General features: G+C 67.9%; 16 protein-coding genes. 1 reads left to right on the top strand and 15 read right to left on the bottom strand.

What is annotated here, in order from left to right; translation table 11 throughout:
- Window positions 1-94: 94 nt before the first annotated feature.
- On the top strand, window positions 95-892 hold the full coding sequence (gene pcaD, locus AVE30378_RS25720; RefSeq protein WP_129244951.1) for a 3-oxoadipate enol-lactonase: 798 nt from the start codon (window positions 95-97) through the stop codon (window positions 890-892).
- A 3-nt stretch (window positions 893-895) separates the two neighbouring features.
- Here pcaD and AVE30378_RS25715 read toward each other — a convergent pair whose 3' ends face one another.
- From AVE30378_RS25715 to AVE30378_RS32635, 15 genes are all read right to left on the bottom strand, one after another.
- Window positions 896-1,858, bottom strand: coding sequence for a Bug family tripartite tricarboxylate transporter substrate binding protein (locus AVE30378_RS25715; protein ID WP_129244949.1), 963 nt, complete (start codon window positions 1,856-1,858; stop codon window positions 896-898).
- Between the two features lie 35 nt (window positions 1,859-1,893).
- Window positions 1,894-2,592: a 3-oxoacid CoA-transferase subunit B gene (locus tag AVE30378_RS25710; protein WP_129244947.1), complete on the bottom strand. Its 699-nt coding sequence runs from the start codon at window positions 2,590-2,592 to the stop codon at window positions 1,894-1,896.
- Window position 2,593: 1 nt separating this feature from the next.
- The gene (locus AVE30378_RS25705) at window positions 2,594-3,259 is read right to left on the bottom strand and encodes a 3-oxoacid CoA-transferase subunit A (RefSeq protein ID WP_129244945.1); all 666 of its coding nucleotides are present in this window, start codon (window positions 3,257-3,259) and stop codon (window positions 2,594-2,596) included.
- On the bottom strand, window positions 3,260-4,228 hold the full coding sequence (locus tag AVE30378_RS25700) for a Bug family tripartite tricarboxylate transporter substrate binding protein (protein WP_129244943.1): 969 nt from the start codon (window positions 4,226-4,228) through the stop codon (window positions 3,260-3,262).
- A 118-nt stretch (window positions 4,229-4,346) separates the two neighbouring features.
- Complete coding sequence (locus tag AVE30378_RS25695; RefSeq protein WP_129244941.1) at window positions 4,347-4,976, bottom strand: ANTAR domain-containing response regulator; 630 nt, start codon at window positions 4,974-4,976, stop codon at window positions 4,347-4,349.
- Window positions 4,976-6,130 (bottom strand): transporter substrate-binding domain-containing protein, encoded by a 1,155-nt coding sequence (locus AVE30378_RS25690; protein WP_129244939.1) that lies wholly within the window; start codon window positions 6,128-6,130, stop codon window positions 4,976-4,978. The genes AVE30378_RS25695 and AVE30378_RS25690 overlap by 1 nt, the downstream gene beginning before the upstream one ends.
- A gap of 97 nt (window positions 6,131-6,227) precedes the next feature.
- Window positions 6,228-8,186: a nitric oxide reductase activation protein NorD gene (locus AVE30378_RS25685; protein ID WP_244235147.1), complete on the bottom strand. Its 1,959-nt coding sequence runs from the start codon at window positions 8,184-8,186 to the stop codon at window positions 6,228-6,230.
- 2 nt (window positions 8,187-8,188) lie between these two features.
- The gene (locus tag AVE30378_RS25680; protein ID WP_129244935.1) at window positions 8,189-8,995 is read right to left on the bottom strand and encodes a CbbQ/NirQ/NorQ/GpvN family protein; all 807 of its coding nucleotides are present in this window, start codon (window positions 8,993-8,995) and stop codon (window positions 8,189-8,191) included.
- 67 nt (window positions 8,996-9,062) lie between these two features.
- Entirely contained in the window at window positions 9,063-10,100 is a 1,038-nt protein-coding gene (locus tag AVE30378_RS25675) for an aliphatic amidase (RefSeq protein ID WP_129244933.1), read from the bottom strand.
- Between the two features lie 25 nt (window positions 10,101-10,125).
- Window positions 10,126-10,815 (bottom strand): urea ABC transporter ATP-binding subunit UrtE, encoded by a 690-nt coding sequence (urtE, locus tag AVE30378_RS25670; protein ID WP_129244931.1) that lies wholly within the window; start codon window positions 10,813-10,815, stop codon window positions 10,126-10,128.
- Window positions 10,816-10,830: 15 nt separating this feature from the next.
- Window positions 10,831-11,592: an urea ABC transporter ATP-binding protein UrtD gene (urtD, locus tag AVE30378_RS25665; RefSeq protein ID WP_129245027.1), complete on the bottom strand. Its 762-nt coding sequence runs from the start codon at window positions 11,590-11,592 to the stop codon at window positions 10,831-10,833.
- Window positions 11,593-11,624: 32 nt separating this feature from the next.
- Window positions 11,625-12,671: an urea ABC transporter permease subunit UrtC gene (gene urtC, locus AVE30378_RS25660; protein ID WP_129244929.1), complete on the bottom strand. Its 1,047-nt coding sequence runs from the start codon at window positions 12,669-12,671 to the stop codon at window positions 11,625-11,627.
- A gap of 4 nt (window positions 12,672-12,675) precedes the next feature.
- Window positions 12,676-13,578, bottom strand: a complete 903-nt coding sequence (gene urtB, locus AVE30378_RS25655; protein ID WP_129244927.1) for an urea ABC transporter permease subunit UrtB — start codon at window positions 13,576-13,578, stop codon at window positions 12,676-12,678.
- 70 nt (window positions 13,579-13,648) lie between these two features.
- Window positions 13,649-14,842: an urea ABC transporter substrate-binding protein gene (gene urtA, locus AVE30378_RS25650; RefSeq protein WP_129244925.1), complete on the bottom strand. Its 1,194-nt coding sequence runs from the start codon at window positions 14,840-14,842 to the stop codon at window positions 13,649-13,651.
- Window positions 14,843-15,223: 381 nt separating this feature from the next.
- Window positions 15,224-15,695, bottom strand: a 472-nt coding sequence (locus tag AVE30378_RS32635) for a hypothetical protein (RefSeq protein WP_165360303.1), incomplete at its 5' end; no start/stop codon positions are given.

Raw genomic sequence — 15,695 nt, 5'->3', positions numbered from 1 at the left:
TTTTCCGACAATGATTGTGCGAACTTTGTAATTTCTTATTGAAGGCCGCGCAACTACGCTTTGCCTCATTCATCCACGGCGAGGCAAACCCACCATGCAAGAGACTTCTATTTTCACCACGGGCGACGGCGCCCGCGTCGCTTACCGCTACGATGGCGACCCCGGCCTGCCAACGCTGGTGCTGTCGAACTCCATCGGCACCACGCTGCGCATGTGGGACGCGCAGATCCCGGCGCTGGCGCGCCGCTTCCGCGTGCTGCGCTACGACACCCGCGGCCACGGCTCGTCCAGCGTACCGCCGGGCGCCTATTCGCTGGACCGCCTGGGCCGTGACGTCCTGGAACTGCTGGACGGACTGGGTATCGCCCGCGCGCATTTCCTGGGCCTGTCGCTGGGCGGCATCATCGGGCAATGGCTGGGCGTGCACGCGCCGGAACGGATCGACCGCCTGGTCCTGAGCAATACCTCCGCCTACCTGGGGCCGGCGCCGCAATGGGACGAGCGCATCGCCGCCACGCTGCGGGCCGGCGACATGGAAGAAACCGCGTCGACCTTTCTGGGGAACTGGTTTCCGCCCGCGATGCTCCAGGCCGGCGGGGCCACCGTGGACAAGTTCCGCGACATGCTGTTGCGCACCGACAAGCACGGCCTGGCGGGCGCTTTCGCGGCCGTGCGAGACGCCGACCTGCGCCGCACCATCGCCCTGATCCCCAATCCCACGCTCGTCATCGCCGGCCGGGACGACACGGTGACGGCGGCCAGCCACGGCGAACGGATCGCCGCCACGATCCCGGGCGCCAGGCTGCTGGTCCTGCCCGCCGTGCACTTGTCGAACGTCGAATTGCCCGAGGCCTTCGAGGCCTCGGTGCTGGAATTCCTGCTGGCGGCCTGAGGATCAGTTCAGCCTGGCGCCCGAGGTTTCGACCGCCTTCTTCCAGGCCGCCAGCTCGCGGTCGATGTGGCGGGCGAACTCGTCGGAGGTGGAGCCCACGATTTCATAGCCGTATCCCTCCACCTGCTGCTTCAGCGCCGGCACCGCCAGCGCTTCGGCGATGCCGCGGCTCAAGGTATCCACAATGGCCGGCGGCGTGCCGGCGGGCGCCAGCACGCCGTACCAGCCGTTCACCACGAAGCCCGGCACGGTTTCGGCCACCGTCGGCACGTCGGGCAGCAAGGGGGAGCGGCGCTCCCCCGTCACGGCGATGGCCTTCAGTTTGCCCGCCCGCACCTGCGGCAGCGATGTGGAAATGCTGTCGAACATCAGCGAGACCTCCCCGCCCAGCAGCGCGACCACCGCCGGACCGCTGCCCTTGTAGGGCACGTGCATCATGTCCGCGCCGGTCTGGTTTTTGAACATTTCGGCGGCCAGATGGCTGGTGTTGCCGTTGCCCGCCGACGCAAAGCTGAGCTTGCCGGGATGGCTCTTGCCGTAGGCGATGAGTTCGCCGACGGTATCGGCCGGCGTGGCCAGGGGCGCCGCCACCAGCATCGGCAGGGTGGCCGCCAGCGATACCGGCGCAAAGTCGCGCCGCGTGTCGTAGGGCAGGGACGGATACAGGCTGGGGTTGATGGCGTGGGCCGCCAGCACCATCAGCAGGGTATGGCCGTCGGGCTTGGCGCGCGCCAACTGCGCCGACGCGATGGTCCCGCCCGCGCCCGGCTTGTACTCCAGCACCACGGGCTGGCCCCACTTCTTCTGCAGTTCCGCGCCCAGCGGACGCGCCAGCATGTCCGCGCTGCCGCCGGGCGGATAGGGAATCAGCAAGGTGATCGGCCTGTCGGGATACGCGGGCCCCGCCTGCGCGGCCCCCAGGCACGATATGCCGAGCATTGCCGCGGCCAGTATGGAACGGATCATCAGGGTCTCCTTGGCCCGGGATCGGGCGCAACGCGTCAGACGTAACGTGGCGTGCCGTCGGCATCCAGCACGATGCGGCGAGGCGCCTCCCGAAAATGCAGCGGCGCTCCGGTCGCCGAACGCAGGAACGCTTCATCGACGCCGGACGTCATGGCGTGGACGCGGAAGCCTTCCGGCGCCACGTCGATCACTGCCAGGTCGGTGTAGATGCGCGTCACCACGCCCTTGCCCGTCAGCGGATAGGTGCATTGCCCGAGGAGCTTGGGCGAGCCGTCGCGCCCGCAATGCTCCATCGTGACCAGCACCTGCCTGGCGCCCACGGCCAGGTCCATCGCGCCGCCCACTGCGGGAATGGCGTCGGCGGCGTCGGTCTTCCAGTTGGCCAGGTCGCCCCGTTCCGACACCTGGAAGGCGCCCAGCACGGCGTAGTCCAGATGGCCGCCGCGCATCATGGCGAAGGACACGGTGTGCTCGGTGATCGACGCGCCCTCCCGCAGCGTGACCGGCTGGCGGCTGGCGTTGATCAGGTCCGTGTCCACGTCCTCGCCGCTGGCGGCGGGGCCCATGCCCAGGATGCCGTTCTCGCTGTGCAGCAGGATGTCCTTGTCGGACGGAAGATAGTCGCCCACCAGCGTCGGCATGCCGATGCCGAGGTTGACGATGGAACCGTCCGGGATGTCGCCGGCCAGCAGTTGCGCGACCTGCTGCCGGGTCAAGCCTGTGGGTCGTTGCATGTCAGGCCTCCACCCGCACGACGGATTTCACGAAGATGCCCTGCGTCATGACCTGCTCAGGCGCAAAGGCGCCCAGCGGCACTATCTCGTCGACCTGGGCGATGGCGTGGCCCGCCGCCATGCACATCACCGGGTTGAAATTGCGCGCGGCGTGCCGGTACATCAGATTGCCCCAGCGGTCGCCCAGATGCGCGCGGATCAGCGCGTAGTCGCCGCGCAGCGGCCGTTCCAGCACATAGCCCACGCCGTCGATGATTTCCTGGCGGCGGCCTTCGGCCAGCTCGGTGCCGTAGCCGGTCGGCGTGTAGAACGGCCCCAGCCCCGCGCCCGCGGCCCGCAGGCGTTCGGCCAGGGTGCCCTGCGGCACGCATTCCAGTTCCACCTCGCCGGCGCGGTAGGCGCGCGCGAAGGCTTCGGAATTGGGCGGACGCGGATGCGAGCAAACGATCTTGCGCACTTGCTTGCGGATCAGCAGCGCGGCGATGCCGCGCTCGAAGGTGCCGGCGTTGTTCGAGATGATGGTGAGATCGCGCCGCCCCAGATCCGCCAGGCAATGCAGTAATTCGTAGGGCACGCCCGCCTCGCCGAAGCCGCCCACCAGCACCGAAGCGCCATCCGGGATCACCGCCACGGCCTCGGCCATGGATGCTTGAATCTTGTCGATCACTTATTGCTCCCGCGCCAATCCGGCCGCATCCACGATCTGCTTCCAGCGGCCGCGCTCCTGGTCGATGAAGACCGAGAATTCGGCCGGGGTGTTGCCGCCCGCCTGCCCGCCCATGGCCTTGAAGCGGTCGCGGATGTCGGGGCTTCGCACGACGTCGCGGGTAGCGGCGTAGAGTTTGTCGATGACGTCCTTCGGCGTGCCGGCCGGCGCGACCAGGCCGAACCAGGCGGTGACCACCATGTCCTTCACGCCGGCCTCGGCCATGGTGGGCACGTCCGGCAGCTCCGCCAGGCGTTTGTCGCTGGTGACGGCCAGCGCGCGCAGCTTGCCGGACTGGATGTACGGCATGGAGCTGGGCAGGTTGTCGATCATGAAGGTGAACTGCTGGCCCAGCAGCGCGGCCACGGCGGGCCCCGCGCCCTTGTAGGGCACGTGCGTGCCGGAGATGCCGGCGCGCTGCTTGAAGAGTTCGGCCGACAAATGCGGCGACTGGCCCGCGCCCGAGCTGCCGAAGGACACCTTGGACGGATCCCGCCGCGCTTCCGCCCGCAGGTCCGCCACGGTGCGCGCCGGCGAGGCTTCGTTCACCACCAGCACATTGGGCACCGAGATCACCAGCGTGACCGGCGCGAAGTCGGACGGCTTGTAGGGCAGCGTCTTGTACAGCGCGTAGTTGATCGCGTTGGGGCCGATATTGCCCATCAGCAGGGTGTAGCCGTCGGGCTTGGCCCGCGCCAGCGCCTGCGCGCCGATGATGCCGGCCGCGCCCGCGCGGTTTTCCACGATGACCTGCTGGCCCAGCCTGGCGGACAGCTTGTCCGCGATCAGGCGCGCGGAGATATCGGTGGTGCCCCCCGGAGCGGCGGGGATGAGGAGCGTAATGGGCCTTTCGGGCCAGGCGGCCTGGGCCGCGTTCGACAGGGCGAACGCGATCGCGCCGGCGGTCAGCCAACGTCGCGGATGCAACATGCTTGTCTCCCTTCGCGACCATCGTCGTGGTCGGTCTGGAGCCAAGTATGTACCCCGGCCCGCGCCATGCCTATTCTGGAAAATGGAGGACTGCGTTCGCCCGGGCCGAAGAGCGCCCCTACTTTCCCAGCGACAGTATTTCGTTGGCGTTGACGATGGCGCCCGCGATCTCCTCGGTGGTGACGCGCTTGTTCATGGCCTGCTCCCGGATCAGGTCGTAGGCCTGGCCTTCGGTGACGTTGCGCGTGCGCATGAGGATGCTCTTGGCCTCCGCGATGCGGCGCACGCCCAGCAGCTTGCCTTCGAGCTTGCGCAGGCGGCGGGCATGCGACTTGATGTCGTCGTAGACCTGCCGCGCCACCACCAGGGAAGACAGCAGCCCGAACGAGCGCACCGGCGAAGGCAGGACCGCCTTGGCGCCGATGCGCAGCACCGCTTCGACGATGGTGGGGTTTTCGTAGGTCACGATGGCGATGACCATGGGCGCGTCTTCGCTCTTGGCCCATTCGAAGCCCAGGTCGATCACGTCGGGACGCACCGCCAGGAATACCGCGTCCAGCCCTTCGGGCAGGGTCGGCGCCGGCGGCCAGAAGGTCTGCACCTGACAGCCGATCCGCTGAAGCTGCTGCGTCAACTGGCGGCCGTCGGCATCGTCGGGATGATAGACGGCGATCCGCAGCGTGCGCAGGTCCTTGAGCAGGGAAGGCGTCGCGCGCACCGCGCGCTGGCGGCTGACGGTTTCGCCCATCAGATCTCCAGCGAACTCAAGGTGGCCGTCCAGTCGCCGAGCGAATGCGTGACCAGGTACGGATCGGGATGCACGGGCCGGGTGGCCTCGCGCACGATGGTGAACTGGCCCTTGGCGTTGACCCGGCCGACGCGGGGATACAGGCAGGTGTGGTGGTTGGTGGGATCGATGCGCACGCGGCCCTGGGGCGCCTGGAATTCGCTTTGCAGCACGCGCGGCAGGATTTGCGCGATCTCGTCGGTGCCGGTGTCGCGGAAGGCGTTGGCGAAGATGTGCATCTGGAAATACGCCGCCTCCCAGCACAGGTTGGGCACGCAATCGTGGCCGAAGCGCCGGCGCAGCCGCTCTAGGCAGCGCCGGTTGATGTCGGAATCGATCGACTGGAAGTACGGCGCGGACGTGAAATGCCCGGCCGCCACCTCGGGCTCCATCTGCGAGATCTCGGCCTCGGACGTCGTGAGGCTGGCGATGGGCATGGTCTTGGGGTCGAAGCCGGCGTCCGCGTAGGCGCGGTACAGGCAGGCCGTGGAATTGCCCACCACGGTAGAGAAGATGAAGTCCGGCCGCTTGTTGCGGATGTCGTCCAGGATCTCGCGGTAGTCGCGTTCGGTCGCGGTCAGCGGCACGTAGCGCTCGCCCAGCTTGGCGCTGTCCTGGCGCTGCAGCACCAGTTCTCCCATGATGCGGTTGGATTCATAGGGGTAGATGTAGTCCGATCCGATCAGGTAGACCCGGGCGCCGAAGTTGGCGGTCATGAACTCCGCCAGTTGCACGCTGTTCTGGTTGGGCGCGGCGCCGGTGTAGATGATGTTGTTGGAAAACTCGAACCCTTCGTAGAGCGTCGGGTAGAACAGCAGGCGGTTCCATTTTTCGACCACCGGCAGCACCGCCTTGCGGCTGCTGGACATATAGCAGCCGAAAATGACGTTCACCCGGTCCTGCGTGATCAACCGTTCCGCCAGCACGCTGTAGGTGGCCGGGTCGGATCGGGGGTCATAGCGCACCGGCACGATCTCCCGGCCGTCGACACCGCCCCCCTCGTTGATTTCGTCGATGGCCAGCAGCGTGCCATGCAGTTGGGAACGGCCGATGGTCGATGTGGCCCCCGTTTCAGAGAACAACACGCCTACGCGGATAGGATCTTTGTTTGCCATGATCGAGACGCCCGCTGGCGCGGGAATCCATCCTTTGTCGAGGTCATCAGTTTCAGCACAGGCGCAGGCGGCGTCAACACGTGGATTCCTGGGGTCGTCACAAGGTCGCCCGGGCGTAGGCGCGGACCAGCGCCGCCGGCAGCGCCGCCGGGTTCGTCACGATCCGGTAGTCGCGAAAGCCGAACATGGCCCGCAACTGCGGCTCGGCCCTGGCGTCCAGCGCCACGCAATGCACCCGCAGCCCCCGGCGCCGCAGCTCCAGCACCGCCTCGCGCGCGTCGTCCATCAGGTAGCGCGGATCGTGCGCGTCCACGTCCGACGGTTCGCCGTCGGTCACGACGATGATGGCCCGGCGTTCTCCCGGCGCGCGCAGCGCCAGCGCGCCGGCATGCCGCAGCGCCGCGCCCAGGCGCGTCGAGTAGCGGGCCTGGGCCGCGCCGATGCGGTCCGGCGCCTGCGGGCCGCCGGCGTCCAGCAGACGGTAGTAGTACACCGCCGCCCGGGTATCCGAGCAGAATCCGTGCACGGCGATCCGGTCGCCCTCGCCCGACACGGCCCGCGCCAGCAGCAGCGCCGCCTGCTTCTCCAGGTCCAGCACCGTCGTCCCCGCCTCGGGCGCCGCATCGTTGGCGGATGCCGACAGGTCCAGCAGCACCAGCGTGCTGCAGGCGCAGGGCTGGCTGCCCGGCCGCATGAAAAAGCGGGCGTCCGGCGCCAGGTCCAGGCGCCGGTCGATCAGGACCTCGATCGCCGCGTTCAGGTCGATGTCGTCCCCTTCCCATTGCCGTCTCAGGCGCCGCGCGCGGCTCAGGCGGCGCGACCGCGGCAGGGCCAGGCGCTGCGCGCGGCCGGCTGGCGCGGCGGGCGCGGCGCCGTTCCAGGCGGGCAGCTTCTCGATCACGGTGCACCAGTCGGGCCGGCTGCGGCCCAGCCTGTAGTCCCATTCGGGATAGCGATAGCGTCCCAGTTCCGTTTCGGAGGCGGCATCCTGAAGGTCGCCTTTCCCCCCGGGCGCCGCGGCCGCGCCCTGCGCGCCCAGGGCAAGCTCGGGCGGCGGCTCGGCCGCGTCGCCGTAGTCCCACAGGTACGCGTTGTCGTCGCGGTAGGGCACGGGCACGGCGTATTGTTGCGGGTTGAAGCGCACCCGCATCTGCCCCAGGTCGTTGGCCAGCACCGACGCCAGGCGCCGGAAGGCCGCCGCGTCGCGCAGGTCCGGCGCCTGCGCCTCGAACAGCGTCCGCGCCTTGTTCACCCAATGGTTGTCGTCGCGCAGGCCGGGATCCATCAGCAGGCGGCTCATGCGCTGGATCAGCGCCGCGAACCCCAGGTCGTCCGGATCGGGCGGCGGCGGCACGAACGGCAGGAACCAGCGGCGCACGCCCGGATACTCGGCCGCCAGCAGGCGCTCCACCCGCGCGTCCTCGATGGCCGACACGACCGCCACGCCCATCGGCTTCAGGCTCAGGACGGGCTGCGCGGCCGGCGAATAGCGCAGGTGGGCCGCCGCGTGCGCCACCGCCGCGCGGTACAGCGCCCGCCGGTCGGCGCCGTCCAGCACGGTATAGCTGTCCGGAACCAGCAGGTGCGAGGGCGCCAGGACGGGACGCGACGGCGGGCCGTCCAGCGCCGCCCGGCGCAAGGGTTCCACCGCCAGCCCCCGGCCCGACAGGCCGCACAGCAGCCACGACAGGCTGGCCTGCGCGGCCTCCAGGTCCTGCGCGCCCGCCTCGCCGTGCAAGGCCTCGCGGGCGTAGGCATCGCGCAGTTCGAAGTAGGCGCGCTGCAGGGCGGGCTGGCGCTCGTATCGCCGCAGGCCCGCCAATATCCAGCGTCCCAGCCCCCCGGCCGTGAGCCGCGCCATCAACTGGTCCAGCCGGTCGGCCACGGCCTGGGCACATTCGGGATCCTCGCCGCGCAGGGCCTCGATCCAGCGCCGCGCCTCGGCGGCCTGGTCCTCGCCGCCGCGCGCGCCCAGTCGCCGCAGCTTGTCGGCCAGCGTCTCCGCCAGGCGCCTTCCGGCGCCCGCTCCCTCCCCCGCGGACAGGACGGCTCGCATGTTCATTCCAGATGGGCGTCGATGATCGCCCGCAAGGCCGCCGCCATGTCGGGATCGTCGGTCAGCGCGCGGGTCATGGTCATGTCGCAGCTATCGGCGGGGCTGACGCCGTCGCGGATGAGGATGCCGGCATAGATCAGCATGCGGGTGGACACGCCTTCGTCCAATCCGTGGCGCTTGAGTTCGCGCGAACTGTGCGCGATGCGCACCAGCCGTTGCGCCAGCCCGGCGTCGATGCCGGCCTCGTGCGCCACGACCCCGGCTTCGAGCGCCGCGTCCGGATAATCGAAATCCAGGGCGACGAAGCGCTGCCGCGTGGACGGCTTGAGATCCTTGGCGCTGCTCTGGTAGCCGGGGTTGTAGGACACCACCAACTGGAAGTCCGGATGCGCCCGCACCACCTCGCCCTTCTTGTCCAGCGGCAGGATGCGCCGCGCGTCGGTCAGCGGATGAATGACCACCGTCGTGTCCTGGCGAGCCTCGACGACCTCGTCCAGGTAACAGATGCCGCCGTGGCGCACGGCCAGCGTCAGCGGGCCGTCGTGCCAGGCGGTGCCGGCGGCGTCCAGCAGGTAGCGGCCCACGAGGTCGGAGGCCGTCATGTCTTCGTTGCACGCCAGCGTGACCAGCGGACGGCCCAGCCTCCAGGCCATGTACTCCACGAACCGCGTCTTGCCGCAGCCGGTGGGGCCCTTCAGGATCATCGGCAGCCGGTGCGCGTAGGCGTGTTCGTACAGCGCGGTTTCCCGGCCGGTGGGACGGTAGAACGGTTCTTGCGCAATCCGGTAGGTATCGAGCGGAGACGGCACGGGTCACTCCTCGGAAAGCGTCCGGCCGGCGCGGGGCGCGGCCGGACGGGACGGGTGGCAAACGCGCCTAGCGGTGCTTGGACGCCTCGTTGGGGATGCCGTCCACCGGGCATTCCGGCGTTCCCACCGTGGACCGCGTGAAGGATTCGACCATCTTGCGCGTGCCCTCCGGGTCGTTGATCCAGTTCGCGTAGAAGTTGTACGGGCAGGCCGCGACGCCGGTGGCCTCCTCGCCGGAGTTGATCTTGCCGGTGTACCCGCGGTGGACCAGCTTGAACAGATGGTTCTGCGACTGCATGTTCTTGCGCGCGTCGCGGATGAGGCTGGTCGACAGTTCGGCGTACTGCACGCCCATGTCTTCCTCGCCGCATTCGCCCAGCGTGCGGCCGTCGAAGCCGATGATGGCCGAATGGCCGAAGTAGGAATAGACGCCGTCGAAACCCGCCGCGTTGGCCACCGCCACATAGACGTTGTTCATCCAGGCCATGGCCTTGGACACCATCACCTGCTGGTCCTTGGCCGGGTACATATAGCCCTGGCAGCGGATGATCAGTTCCGCCCCCCGCATCGCGCAGTCGCGCCAGATTTCCGGATAGTTGCCGTCGTCGCAGATGATGAGGCTGATCTTCATGCCCTTGGGGCCTTCGGACACATAGGTGCAATCGCCCGGATACCAGCCCTCGATGGGAACCCACGGCATGATCTTGCGGTACTTCTGCACGATCTCGCCCTTGTTGTTCATGAGGATGAGCGTGTTGTAGGGCGCCTTGTTCGGATGTTCCTCGTGGCGCTCGCCGGTCAGCGAGAACACGCCCCACACATTGGCCTTGCGGCAGGCCTCGGCGAACACCGCCGTCTCCTCGCCGGGAATGGCCGACGCGGTCTCGTACATTTCCTTGGCGTCGTACATGATGCCGTGGGTGGAATACTCGGGGAAGATGACCAGGTCCATGCCGGGTAGGCCGCGCTTCATGCCCACGACCATGTCGGCGATCTTGCGGGCGTTCTCCATCACCTCCGCCCGGGTGTGCAGCCGCGGCATCTTGTAGTTCACCACCGCCACCCCCACGCAATCGTTGCTGCTGGAGATATCTCCGTGTCTCATGGCAATGCTCCTCGTTGGTTGACGGTCATACCGTCAGGAAAGATCTGACTTTGTCCTGGTCCAGGCTCGCCCGGCACGCCTCGTGCACGATGCGGCCGCGGTCGATCACCAGGAACCGGTCGGCCAGGTCCAGCGCGAAGCCCAGCATTTGCTCCGACACGACGATGGCGAAGCCGCGTTCCTCCCGCAACGCGTTCAGGACCCGGGCGATGTCCTTGATGATGGAAGGCTGGATCCCCTCGGTCGGCTCGTCCAGGATCAGCACGCGCGGATTCGAGATGAGCGCCCGGGCGATCGCCAACTGCTGCTGCTGTCCGCCGGACAGGTTGCCGCCCTTGCGCCGGCGCATTTCCTGCAGCACCGGAAAAAAGCGGTACAGATATTCCGGCACGGCCTTGAGCCCGCTGCGCTCGGCGCCGGTCAGGATGTTCTGCTCGACGGTCAGGAATGGGAAGATCATCCGGCCCTGCGGCACGAAGGCCAGCCCGTGGCGCACGCGACGGTGGCTCTCCATGCCCGCCAGTTCGACGCCGTCCAGGCGGATGCTGCCCGAGCCCGACGGCAACATGCCGATCAGCGCCTTGAGCAAGGTGGTCTTGCCCATGCCGTTGCGGCCCATGATGGCCACCGATTCCTTGGGCGCCACGTCGAAGCACACGTCGTGCACGACCTGGGATTCCCCGTAACTCACGTTCAGCTTGTCGATCCGGAACACGGCGCATCCCTCCTTTCAGTGGCCCAGGTAAACGTCCAGCACGCGCGGATCCGCCTGCACCTCGGCCACCGTGCCCTCGCTCAGCAGGCGGCCCTGGTGCAGCACGGTGACCTTGTGGGCGATGCGCTTGACGAAATCCATGTCGTGCTCGATGACCACCACCGATTTGCCGCGCGAAATGCGCGCCAGCAGCTCCGCGGTCTGTTCCCGCTCGCGCGGGCTCATGCCCGCCACGGGTTCGTCCAGCAACAGCAGTTGCGGGTTCTGCATCAGCAGCATGCCGATCTCCAGCCATTGTTTCTGCCCGTGGCTCAGCCGGCCCGCCTTCTCCGCCAGCCGGTCCGCCAGGAAGACCTGCTCCGCCATGGCCTGGATGCGTTCGCGGATCTCCGCCGTGCGGCGGAACCGCAGGGACCGGACCACCCCGTGCGCGTTCGGCAGCGAGATCTCGAAGTTCTCCAGCACCGTCAGGTCCTCGTAGACCGACGGCGTCTGGAACTTGCGCCCGACGCCGGCCCGCACGATGTCGAATTCCGCCATCCGCACCAGGTCGCGACCCTGGAACATCACGCGCCCCGACGAGGGCCGCGTCTTGCCGCAGATGATGTCCAGGAGCGTGGTCTTGCCCGCGCCGTTCGGCCCGATGATGACCCGCAGCTCGTCCTGCGCCACGCGCAGGCTCAGGCCGTCCACGGCCCGGAAGCCGTCGAACGAGACCGTCAGGTCCTCGACGCTCAGGATGGCGCCGGGCGCCGGGCGGTCGCTGCTCATGTCCATGCTGGCGGACTCCTGCAGGTCCAGGGCGGCGCTCATCGCGCGCTCCCCGCGGCGCGGCGCGCCTGAATCTGGCCGAATACCCCCGCCAGGCCGTTGGGCATCGCCACGACCACCACGATGAAGATCGCGCCGAGGAAATAGAGCCACACTTCGGGAAAGGTCTCGGACAGGTAGGACTTGAGAAAACCGATCAGCAGGGCGCCGACCACGGCGCCGGGGATCGACAGCCGGCCGCCGACCGCCGCGTAGATCACCATTTCGATCGAGGCCACCACCCCGATGGCGCCCGGGGAGATCAAGCCCACCTGCAAGGTGAAGAAGGCGCCGCCGATGGAGGACAGGACCGCCGCCGCGCAGAACACGCAGGCCTTCACGTGCGCGGTGTCGTAGCCAGAAAAGCGCACGCGGTCCTCGCGGTCGCGGATGGCGATCAGGATCTTGCCCAGCCGGCTGCGCACGACCGCCAGCGCCGCCAGCATCGCCACCGTCAACGCGCCGGCCTCCACGAAATAAAGCACCAGCTTGCCGTCGTCGCCGACAATGTCCCAGCCCAGCAGCGTGCGGAAATCAGTGATGCCGTTGGCGCCGCCCGTGTCGCCCTGCTGACCGACGATCAGCACGGTCAGCGTCATCGCCAGGGCCAGCGTCACAATGGCGAAATACACGCCGCTGACCCGCTTGCGGAAGATCGCCAGCGAAAAGAGATAGGCGGCCAGGCCGGGCAGGGCCACGATCAGCAGCACGGTCAGCGTCAGGGAGTGGAACGGCTGCCACCACACCGGCAGGCTGTCCACGCTGCTCCAGACCATGAAGTCGGGCAGTTCCGGCGCGGACGCCTCCAGCTTCAGGAACATGGCCATCATGTAGCCGCCCAGTCCGAAGAAAATGCCCTGCCCCAGACTCAGCACGCCGCTGTAGCCCCAGGTCAGCACGATGCCGATCGCCACAAAGGCGAACGCCATGTATTTCCCGACCAGGTTGAGCCGGAACGGGTCCAGCGACAGGGGCAGCACGGCCAGGACCAGCACCGCGACCAGCAGGATCGCGATTTCCTCGGTTTTCCGGTGTAGAGCCTTCATCGCGTCACCCCCGGGTCTTGTTGGCGAACAGCCCGTTCGGGCGGAAGTAGAGAACCAGGATCACCAGCACCAGGATCGTGACCTTGGCCATGGAGCCGCTCATCAGGTATTCCAGCGTGGTCTGCGACTGCGCGATGGCCAGTCCGGAGAACGCCGTTCCCAGCAGGCTCTGCACGCCGCCGAACACCACCACGATGAACGAATCGACGATGTAGAGCTGGCCCGTTCCCGGGTTGGTCGATCCGATCATCGTGAAGACACAGCCGGCGATGCCCGCCAGGCCCGAACCCAGCGCGAACGTCAACGCGTCCACGCGCCGCGTGTTGATCCCCACGGCGCCCGCCATCGCCCGGTTCTGCGTCACGGCGCGCACCCGCAGCCCCCAGGCGCTGCGGTAGAGCAGCAGGTACACGCCCACCGCCACCAGCAGCGTCAGGCCCAGGATGAAGATGCGGTTCAGCGGGAACTGCAAATCGGGGGTGGGCTCCCACGCCCCGCTGAGCCACGACGCCAGCGGCACGCTGACCTCCTGCGCGCCGAACACCGAACGGTAGGTCTGCTGCAGGATCAGGCTCAGCCCCCAGGTTGCGAGCAGCGTGTCCAGCGGACGGTTGTAGAACCAGCGAATGAACCCGCGCTCCAGCAGATAGCCGAACGCGAACGCGGCCAGGAACGCCAGCGGAATGGCCGCGAACAGGTACACGTCCATCCACCCCGGCGCCCAGCGCTGGAACGCCACCGAGACCAGGTAGGTCGTATACGCGCCCATGGCCATCAGTTCGCCGTGCGCCATGTTGATGACGCCCATCAGGCCGAACACGACGGCCAGGCCGATCGCCATCAGCAGGAGAATGCTGAACAGGCTGATCCCGTTGAAAAGCTGCATTGCGGCGATGTCGAGGTTCATGGTCACGTTCCAGGCTGCGCCGGCGGCGTCGCCGCCGGCCGTTGGCTTGCGAACATCCGCAGGCGGTCCGCTACAGCTTCGGGAAGGGATTGGGTTCGATCAGGTCCGCGGATTCCCAGACGATGTCGAACTGCCCATCGGGCCGGGCGCGGCCCACCCGCACCTTCTTCCAGACGTGGTGGTTCTTCTCGTGCACGCGCACGGTGCCCTCGGGCGCCTCCAGCGTCAGGCCGGCGGAGGCCGCGATGACCTTGTCCGGATCGAACGAGCCGGCCTTCTCCACCCCCAGCTTCCACAGGTGGACGCTGTTGTAGGCGACCTCCATCGGGTCGCCGATGACGCGGTCCTGCCCGTACTTCGCCTTGAAGGCCTTGACGAACTTCTCGTTGGCCGGATTCTGCAGGCTCTGGAAGTAGCCCATGCAGGCGTAGTAGCCCGCCGCATTGTCCTTGCCGATGCCTTCGATCTCGTTCTCGGACACCACCGTGGACAGCAGCACGACGCGCGTGCCGTCCAGGCCGGCGGCGCGCAACTGCTTGTAGAACGCCACGTTCGAGCCGCCGACCACCGTGCTGTAGATGCACTCCGGCTTGGCCGCCTTGATCTTGTTGATGATGGAAGAGAATTCGGTATGCCCAAGCGGCGCATATTCCTCGCCCACCACCTTCGCGCCCATGTGCGCGATGGCCGGCTTGGCGATCTTGTTGCAGGTGCGGGGATAGATGTAGTCCGACCCCACCAGGAAGAAAGTCTTGCCCTTTTCCCGCGCCATCCATTCCACCGCCGCGATCACCGACTGGGTGGCTTCCTGGGACGGATAGAACACCCGGGCGTCCTGCTCCTGGCCCTCGTAGTAAGTGGGGTAGTACAGCAGGCCCTTGCTGCGCGACAGCACCGGCAGCAGGGCCTTGCGCGAGGCCGAGGTGTAGCAGCCGACGATGGCCGCGACCTTGTCCCGGTCCAGCAGCTTGCGCGCCTTTTCGGCGAACACGGCGTTCTCACTGGCGCCGTCCTCGACCACCGGCTCGATCTTCCTGCCCATCACGCCGCCCGCGGCGTTGATTTCCTCGATCGCCAGTTTCTCCGCGTCCACCAGCGACGCCTCGGCGATGGCGATGGTGCCGGACAGGGAATGCAGCAAGCCCAGTTTGACGGTGTCTTGGGCAAAAGCCTGGCGGGGCAATGCTGCCATCCCCGACGCGGCGCTCAGTAGGACCATGGAGCCGCTGTGCTGCAGAAAGCGGCGGCGGTTGTATTCGCTCATCGTTGCGCTCCTGTGCGTTTCTGAAGGCAAGCCTCCGGCCAGGGCTTGCACGCAAGCCCAGAGCTGCCCGGGATTGGGCAGGCGCCTTTGCCGACCACATCACGACGACAGCCGTCCGACCGCTGCGCCATCGTTTCTCCGGGCAAAGCTCCGCCCACGGCGCATCGAAGCGCCATTCGAAGAAAAGCGATGGACAAACGGAAAACGAAAAGGCCCGAGCCGGATATTCCGGCTCGGGCCTTTTTGCCCTACGCCTGACTGGCAACACTGGCAGTCGGCGAAAATTTGAAGACGAACTTGCGTCTGGAAGGCATTCTGAAGAAGCGTGCCGCGCTATGCCATGCGTATTTTCCCTTATCGGGCCTTCCGTCCGCGCGACGCTCAGGGCAAACGGCGGATCACGCTGTTGGCATACATCGGGCCCTGCACATGATGGCCCGTCACCACGTTGGTCTGGTAGCGCTGCACCACGCCTTCCAGCGACCGCGGGTCCAGCACGGCCCGCATGGTCGCGAAGCCCGCGGAATCGACGCGCTCGGGCGCCTGCCCCTCGGGATAGAGGCGCCGCTTGCCTTCCTCCATCGGCGCCTGCAGCACGCCGCCGCTGGCGGTCAGGTCCAGCACCAGCTTGCCGCCGCGCGTCCGGGCCGAGCCGTAGGCGCCGAGTTCGGCGTCGTCCAGCAGCAGGCTGCCGGTCAGCGCATAGTCGCCCGACGGCAGCGGCTGCACATACAGGCGCAGCGTGTAGGGCGGTTCGCCGTTGCGGTCGTCGACCGACCACCGGTACTCGCCGGCCGCCCAGCCGGCGGCGCTGGCGGACGGCGCGGCGGGCGCCGCGGCCTGCGCGGCCCCG

Origin of the sequence: Achromobacter veterisilvae (assembly GCF_900496975.1) — a bacterium.
Taxonomy (GTDB): domain Bacteria; phylum Pseudomonadota; class Gammaproteobacteria; order Burkholderiales; family Burkholderiaceae_B; genus Achromobacter; species Achromobacter veterisilvae.
Note: the sequence above shows the minus strand (reverse complement) of the source record. Positions and strands in the feature narration are given on the sequence as shown.

What these genes read in the sequence shown, in the direction of transcription:
- pcaD (WP_129244951.1), top strand. Translation starts at nt 95, where the DNA reads ATGCAAGAGACTTCTATTTTCACCACGGGCGACGGCGCCCGCGTCGCT.
- AVE30378_RS25715 (WP_129244949.1), bottom strand. Translation starts at nt 1,858, where the DNA reads ATGATCCGTTCCATACTGGCCGCGGCAATGCTCGGCATATCGTGCCTG.
- AVE30378_RS25710 (WP_129244947.1), bottom strand. Translation starts at nt 2,592, where the DNA reads ATGCAACGACCCACAGGCTTGACCCGGCAGCAGGTCGCGCAACTGCTG.
- AVE30378_RS25700 (WP_129244943.1), bottom strand. Translation starts at nt 4,228, where the DNA reads ATGTTGCATCCGCGACGTTGGCTGACCGCCGGCGCGATCGCGTTCGCC.
- AVE30378_RS25695 (WP_129244941.1), bottom strand. Translation starts at nt 4,976, where the DNA reads ATGGGCGAAACCGTCAGCCGCCAGCGCGCGGTGCGCGCGACGCCTTCC.
- AVE30378_RS25690 (WP_129244939.1), bottom strand. Translation starts at nt 6,130, where the DNA reads ATGGCAAACAAAGATCCTATCCGCGTAGGCGTGTTGTTCTCTGAAACG.
- AVE30378_RS25685 (WP_244235147.1), bottom strand. Translation starts at nt 8,186, where the DNA reads ATGCGAGCCGTCCTGTCCGCGGGGGAGGGAGCGGGCGCCGGAAGGCGC.
- AVE30378_RS25675 (WP_129244933.1), bottom strand. Translation starts at nt 10,100, where the DNA reads ATGAGACACGGAGATATCTCCAGCAGCAACGATTGCGTGGGGGTGGCG.
- urtD (WP_129245027.1), bottom strand. Translation starts at nt 11,592, where the DNA reads ATGGACATGAGCAGCGACCGCCCGGCGCCCGGCGCCATCCTGAGCGTC.
- urtC (WP_129244929.1), bottom strand. Translation starts at nt 12,671, where the DNA reads ATGAAGGCTCTACACCGGAAAACCGAGGAAATCGCGATCCTGCTGGTC.
- urtB (WP_129244927.1), bottom strand. Translation starts at nt 13,578, where the DNA reads ATGAACCTCGACATCGCCGCAATGCAGCTTTTCAACGGGATCAGCCTG.
- urtA (WP_129244925.1), bottom strand. Translation starts at nt 14,842, where the DNA reads ATGAGCGAATACAACCGCCGCCGCTTTCTGCAGCACAGCGGCTCCATG.